We start from the raw sequence: 2,588 nt of genomic DNA, 5'->3' as shown, positions 1-2,588 counted from the left end.
CAGCGATGTGATGCAGACTGTGGTCGTGTGTACCACGCGAACCATGACATGAACCGAAGTGACGGAGTCGGGGTTTCTGAAGCGGTGTGTAATCCGCCGTCACTCGGTTATGTCCGCCGTTACCCGACTGAACCGCATCAATGTCACGTGGTAGCCCCCAATGAAGTTCTTCACAATTGAGTGGTGGTCTGGCATCCAAGGCGGCGATCCAAACACCCCACTTACTGCGTTCCGTGCGCACCTTGATTCAATTCGTCATCGCCTTCCCGCCGATTTGCTTCTGCTACAGGATTCGATCTCGCTTCATGATGCACGTCTCCGTGAACTGAACCTCGATACGGCACGCGAGACGCTAACTCTGAATCTGGTCGGTGACAATGGTTCGGGCGGCTTGCGTCGTTTTTCGTTGACGTACGCTGGGGTAAATCATTTTGCGACGCTATCTGACCCAGACCTGGGATTGCCCGGCCCAAATGGTTACGGCGATCTTGGATACGATGAGCCCGATGTTCTTGACGACGGACGGTTGCAACACTGCCTCTTGTTTTCATCGGGAATTGAATTCCAAATCCAATTTGCCGATTTTACGCTATCCTATCAAGACTGCGGGTAACCATCGGTTGCAACGGAGCGGCGGTGGTCGCCGTTTTCCGGTGGCTGAGTCGTTCGCCGCCGCCCGCTGAACCGTATCGTTATCCAAATTCAAAATTCACATGGCAATTGCTGGCAACGAGTACCAATTCCGACGTTCATTCAAGCAGAAATGGAAGTGGCCGATGTTGTCGTTTACCGAACAGGGAACCCGTTTGAAGATAGGAACCGTTTGCGATTTACTATACGAGATTTCGCCCCAGCACGCAGCGATGCTGCTTTGGAAGAACGGCGGCGTTCCTGGATCACGCTGGTACGAAAACAAGGATGTGTGCATCGAAGTCGATCGCTTTCTCGGAGTTCAAACCGGCCAGTTTTGGGAACTTACTGATACTATCCTGCGATACCGCGACTTCCTTCCTAGATTTTCCATTCCCGTCGCTCTGGTTGAAGAACCATTGGGCGATACGGCTTTCTTGCTGAACTTCCCTGGACGCGACGAACGACTTTGGCTTTACACATGGAACCACGAAACAATCCCGGAGAATCCGGATGATCCTACACGACTACATGAGGTCGCTCCGACACTCAAAAAGTTCGTCGACAAGTTGCGCACGACGCACCGTGGATCTAGAACGGAGTTTGTCGGATAACAATCGGATGCACGACGAGTCGCCGAGTCGTGGTTTTTGAAGTGGAGGATCGCTCGCGGCGACCGCGTGATCCGTACCGTTATGCCATCGGCAATTGACATCGATCTCTGTTCTGCAGAGATGCAAAGTGCTACAATGAGGTTGTCACTCACAAGAGGCCTCGCAATGTCAACTTCTCTTCCTGCACCACAGTCCGACAGGGATGCGGCCGCTGATATTATTGCGCGGCAACCGTCGGACGCTAGCTTTCAGGCGATCCTTCGGGAACTTGCCTACGCGGAAATGGTTCGACGGGGACTGGCCGACAACGACTCAGGACGCACCGTTTCGAACGCTGAAATTCGACAACGAATTAGCACATGGCAGAAATAGAGTGGACTGAAGAGGCTGAACGTAGGTTGCGGTGCGTTCATGACTATATTGCCCAAGACAATCCCACTGCGGCCGCTAAGGTTGTGGTTGAAATCTACGAAAAGATCCAGCTCTTATCATCGCATCCTCGTCTAGGGCAGCGCTATGAGCCGATTGTGGATCGCGAGGTCCGGGAGATTCTTTATGGGCATTACCGCATACCCTACCTGGTTGCGTCGGACGAATTAATTCGTGTGTTGGGTGTTTTTCATTCAGCAATGGATCTTGGTCATTACCTCCAGTAGGGCATAACAGTGCCGTGCACCGAAGGACGGGAGTCGGCGGCTTTGAAGTGTTTAGTTTCTTGGCCCGTCCTCGGTGACGGCTACCGTTCGCGCGGATGGTTATGGCTTGAATCCAACGCTACTGAATTCGGGCCATCTGAGCTCACCTGGCAACTGATAGCTGATCGTTGCACTTGAGGTTACGGTTTGATAGTTGCTCGTGAACTCGGCCCACCGGATTTCGACGGACATCAGTTTTCAATCAATCGCAATCGAATTCACGGTTTGATTTTGTTACTTGAACAACGCCCAGCTGAATTGATGGGACAGCAGTTTCCTGTTTATCGCACTTGATGTCACGGTTTGAATTCGGCTCCGAGATAGCAGTTCAACCGCCCCATGCGCTGGCCGATATATCTATGCTCGTTTCCCTTGGCGATTCCGATCGGGTAGACTTGTCGACAGCGATGTAGTGCCGGCTGTGGTCGTGGGTACCTCGCGAACCTGTTGGTGCACCGAAGTCGGCGAGTCGACGTCTTTTGGGTTTTAGTTTCACCTCAACCGCGCCGACTCGGTGACCATGACCGTTCGCGCGGGTAGATGGACCGCTGGGTGATTCATCTGTTCCCCGGGTGGTCATCGCCCTTTGCACTATAAAGTTCCTGGATTCGGCCCATCTGATCTCGCGTGTCATTTGTTAGCTGTTCAC

General features: G+C 52.9%; 5 protein-coding genes. All 5 read left to right on the top strand.

What is annotated here, in order from left to right; translation table 11 throughout:
• The coding region (locus LOC67_RS27100; RefSeq protein ID WP_230265989.1) for a hypothetical protein at nt 1–180 on the top strand (180 nt) is incomplete at its 5' end.
• Nucleotides 161–613: a hypothetical protein gene (locus LOC67_RS27095; RefSeq protein WP_230265988.1), complete on the top strand. Its 453-nt coding sequence runs from the start codon at nt 161–163 to the stop codon at nt 611–613. The genes LOC67_RS27100 and LOC67_RS27095, both read left to right, overlap by 20 nt.
• A gap of 100 nt (nt 614–713) precedes the next feature.
• Entirely contained in the window at nt 714–1,244 is a 531-nt protein-coding gene (locus tag LOC67_RS27090) for a hypothetical protein (RefSeq protein WP_230265987.1), read from the top strand.
• A 165-nt stretch (nt 1,245–1,409) separates the two neighbouring features.
• The gene (locus tag LOC67_RS27085) at nt 1,410–1,616 is read left to right on the top strand and encodes a hypothetical protein (protein ID WP_230263839.1); all 207 of its coding nucleotides are present in this window, start codon (nt 1,410–1,412) and stop codon (nt 1,614–1,616) included.
• Nucleotides 1,604–1,900: a type II toxin-antitoxin system RelE/ParE family toxin gene (locus LOC67_RS27080; protein ID WP_230265986.1), complete on the top strand. Its 297-nt coding sequence runs from the start codon at nt 1,604–1,606 to the stop codon at nt 1,898–1,900. The genes LOC67_RS27085 and LOC67_RS27080 overlap by 13 nt, the downstream gene beginning before the upstream one ends.
• The last annotated feature ends 688 nt before the right edge of the window (nt 1,901–2,588 follow it).

Source organism: Stieleria sp. JC731 (assembly GCF_020966635.1).
Taxonomy (GTDB): domain Bacteria; phylum Planctomycetota; class Planctomycetia; order Pirellulales; family Pirellulaceae; genus Stieleria.
This window is presented reverse-complemented; position numbering and strand designations above follow the sequence as displayed.

Coding starts and splice junctions, on each gene's coding strand:
- LOC67_RS27090 (WP_230265987.1), top strand. CDS start 714: ATGGCAATTGCTGGCAACGAGTACCAATTCCGACGTTCATTCAAGCAG.
- LOC67_RS27095 (WP_230265988.1), top strand. CDS start 161: ATGAAGTTCTTCACAATTGAGTGGTGGTCTGGCATCCAAGGCGGCGAT.
- LOC67_RS27085 (WP_230263839.1), top strand. CDS start 1,410: ATGTCAACTTCTCTTCCTGCACCACAGTCCGACAGGGATGCGGCCGCT.
- LOC67_RS27080 (WP_230265986.1), top strand. CDS start 1,604: ATGGCAGAAATAGAGTGGACTGAAGAGGCTGAACGTAGGTTGCGGTGC.